Annotated in this window: 3 protein-coding genes; all 3 read right to left on the bottom strand. The window is 75.1% G+C overall.

What is annotated here, in order from left to right:
• Positions 1 to 122: 122 nt before the first annotated feature.
• Genes AB0J67_RS40120 through AB0J67_RS40110 form a run of 3 tightly spaced genes read right to left on the bottom strand, consistent with a single transcriptional unit; the run spans position 123 to position 3,052 of the window.
• Positions 123 to 491 carry a hypothetical protein gene (locus AB0J67_RS40120; protein ID WP_363490904.1) on the bottom strand — a complete coding sequence of 123 codons (369 nt, stop codon included), beginning with the start codon at positions 489 to 491 and terminating at the stop codon, positions 123 to 125.
• Positions 492 to 513: 22 nt separating this feature from the next.
• Positions 514 to 2,058, bottom strand: coding sequence for a cation acetate symporter (locus AB0J67_RS40115; RefSeq protein WP_363490902.1), 1,545 nt, complete (start codon positions 2,056 to 2,058; stop codon positions 514 to 516).
• 49 nt (positions 2,059 to 2,107) lie between these two features.
• A complete protein-coding gene (locus AB0J67_RS40110) occupies positions 2,108 to 3,052 on the bottom strand; it encodes an aminoglycoside phosphotransferase family protein (RefSeq protein ID WP_363490900.1) in 945 nt (314 codons plus the stop codon).
• Between the last annotated feature and the right edge of the window lie 251 nt (positions 3,053 to 3,303).

The raw sequence follows: 3,303 nt of genomic DNA, 5'->3' as shown, positions 1-3,303 counted from the left end.
CGGCTCCGTCGCCTCCGGCATCGCGTACGCGGTGCTGCGCAGCGCGCACGCCCTGCACGGCTCGGCCGCCGCCTTCCCGACCGGAAACGGCGATCTTCGCGGCGCGTGGGGCGGCGGAGGGGTCAGGGTTTGCGGTGGGGGTCGGTGGGGCGGCCGACGAGGGCGGCGAAGTCGGCCTCGTTGCGTTCGGCGAGGCGGGTGTAGACCAGGCCCGCGGCGGCCAGGAACGGGAACGACAGCACGCCGAGCAGCAGCCAGGGCAGGGGAATGCCGCCGACGTCGACGCGGGTGCCCGCGGGCCAGAGGGTGAACAGCAGCGGCAGGCCGCCGAGCGCCACCGCGACCACCCCGGCCAGCCGCAGCGCCAGCCCGAGCTGCACCCGCATCAGCTCGCGCACCAGCACGTCCCCGACCGGAGTCTGCTCGACCAGCTCGTCGTGCGCGCCGGTGCGGGGCCGGGCGCGGCGGTGTGCGGCCAGGTCCACCCGCACGCGATCGTTCACGGCCGCCACGCTACGCCCGCGATGTTTCCGGACGTCGCGGGGTTTCCGAACGCCGCGTTTCCGAGCCGTGCAGCGCCTCGGACCCGTGCAGCGTCTCGGGCGCGTGCAGCCGCAGCAGCATCGTGCCCACCGCCGCCGGCACCCGCCGCCGGGTCGCCAGCGACACGGTCACCATGACCGCGAAGGCCAGCGGCACGGTCCAGGCCGCGGGCTGGGCCAGCAGGTCCGCCGCCAGTCCGGGCGCGGGCGGCACGAAGATCGTCCACAGTACGGCGACGACGGCGCTGCCCCCGCCGGCCAGGATCCCGGCGGCCGCGCCCATCGCGGTCAGCCCCCGCCACCAGATGCCGAGCACGAGCATCGGGCAGAAGCTCGACGCGGCCACGGCGAACGCCAGGCCCACCACCTGCGACACGTTGAGGCCGTGCACCGCGAGCGCGAGGCCCATCGGCACCGCGCCCGCGAACAGCGCGGCGGCCCGGAACAGCGGCAGCGGCCCCCAGGCGGCCAGCCGCCCCCGCGCCAGCACGTCGTTGGCCAGCACCCCGGCCACGCTGGTGAGCAGGCCGTTCGAGGTGGACAGGAAGGCCGCGAAGGCGCCGGCGGCGACCAGTGCGCCGAGCAGGTCGGCGGTCAGGCCCGGCCCGAGCGCGGCACCGGGCAGCAGCAGCACCACGGTGTCGTTGCGGCCGGTGGCCAGCTGCGGGGTGTAGACGCGGCCGAGCACCCCGTACACCGTGGGGAACAGGTAGAACAGGCCGACCAGGCCGAGCACGATGGTGGTGGTGCGCCGGGCCGAGCCGCCGTCGGGGTTGGTGTAGAAGCGGGCGAGCACGTGCGGCAGCCCCATGGTGCCCAGGAACGTCGCCAGGATCAGCGAGTACGTGGCGACCAGGCCGCCGGTCGGGGCGAGCCAGACGTCGTCGAGCGGGATCGCCGGGCGGCCGTCGTCGTGCCAGCGGGCCAGCAGGAAGAACGCGGGCACCGCGATCGCGGTCAGCTTCAGCCAGTACTGGAACGCCTGCACGTACGTGGCCGAGCGCATGCCGCCGAACGCGACGTTGCCGGTGACCACGGCCCCGACCAGCACCACGCCGACCCAGCCGGGCGCGCCGGTGACGATGCCGAACGTCAGGCCCGCGCCCTGCAGCTGCGGCAGCAGGTAGAACCAGCCGATGAACAGCACGAACGCGGTGGCCAGCCGGCGCAGCCGGGGCGAGGCGAGCCGCGCCTCGCAGAAGTCAGGCAGCGTGAACGCCCCCGACCGGCGCAGCGGGGCCGCCACGAACAGCAGCAGTGCCAGGTACCCCGCGGCGAAGCCGACCGGATACCAGAGCATCTGCGCGCCGTACGCGAGGATCAGCCCGGCCACGCCCAGGAAGCTCGCCGCCGACAGGTACTCCCCGCCGATGGCGGCGGCGTTCTGCGTCGGGCTCACCATGCGCGAGGCGACCAGCAGGTCGGACGTGCCGCGCACGAGGCGTACTCCCCACGCGCCGATGGCGACCGTCGCCACGGTGACGGTCACGATCGCGAACAGGGCGTAGGCATCCACGGCCGCTGGATCGTACCGGAGCGCGGCGTTCACCGACAGCGGTCGCCGCTCAGCGCGCGGCCTCGATCCGGCTGCGCAGCCAGCGCAGCGAGGACTCGCCCTGGGCACGCTGGAACGCGCGCACCGTCGGCAGCCCGACCGGCGGCGGCGTGCGGCAGGCGTCGAGGAAGTAGCCGGTCATCCCAGCCAGCACCGCGGTCAGCTGCTCCGGTCGCGCGCCCAGCGCGGGGGTGTGCGCGGCCAGCAGCGCGTCCACGTCGTGGCCGCCGAACAGGTTGACGTTCACCATGATCATCATGGTGTCCAGCCAGGCGGGGCCGACGCAGGCCCACGGCCAGTCGACGAGGGTCACCGTGCCGTCCGGTCCGACGAGCATGTTGTCCGCCCGCACGTCGGTGTGCGCCACGGTGTCGCCCGCCAGCGCCGCCACGCCCGCCGCGCCGAGCTCGACCAGGTCGGCCAGGTGCGCGACGGCCCACGGGTCCAGGTCGGCCGGCGGGTCGGCGGACAGGCGCTCCCATCCGGAGAGGTCCTCGCCCAGCGAGGCCGCCGCCGTCGGCAGCTCCGGCATCGGGCACGGGGTCATGCGCCGCGCCAGCACGCCCAGCGTGGCGAGCACCGCGTCGAGCTCGGCGGCCGTCCACGGCGTCACCGGGTGCCTGCCCTCCACGTCCTGCAGCACCAGCGCCACCCAGTCGCCGTCGTCATGGCACCCGAGCAGCCGCGGCGCCGGCACACCCGGCGGCAGCGCCGCGGTGATCAGCGCCTCCTGCCGGTACAGCTGCACCGAGCGCTCGTTCTGCGCACCGCTGACGGCCTTGACGAAAGCGCGGCGGCCACCGGCGGTGCGGACCCGCTCGGCGGTGCCGGGCGAGAACCCGCCCTGCTGCGAGCGCGTCTCGACGACGACGTCGCCGATGATCGCCTCTACCTCGGCCCGGACATGCTCCGGCAGGTCGGCCCACTTGATACGCACCCCGCTCGCACTCACCACGAGCGCGATCCTGGCACGGCGCCGACGGCCGGCGCAGCCCGGTTTCACCCGCGCGAGGGGGGATGTCGCCGCCGCAGCGGCTGTTCGCGCCGGGTGTGCCGGCCCGGGTGCTGTGGCCCGGCCGCCGCACCGCCCGGCCCGCCCCGCCACCGCGTTCCCGGTCGCCCAGGCGGAAGCCGCCGCCTGACCGCGCCGACAGGTGTACGAAATCCAGCGTCAACTTCTGGGTTGTCCGGACAACCCAGAAGTTG

The sequence above is a fragment of the Catellatospora sp. NPDC049609 genome (genome assembly GCF_040675365.1).
In the GTDB taxonomy this organism is placed as follows: Bacteria; Actinomycetota; Actinomycetes; order Mycobacteriales; family Micromonosporaceae; genus Catellatospora.
The sequence above is the reverse complement of the archived record's forward strand: the minus strand, read 5'-3'. Positions and strand labels throughout refer to the sequence as shown.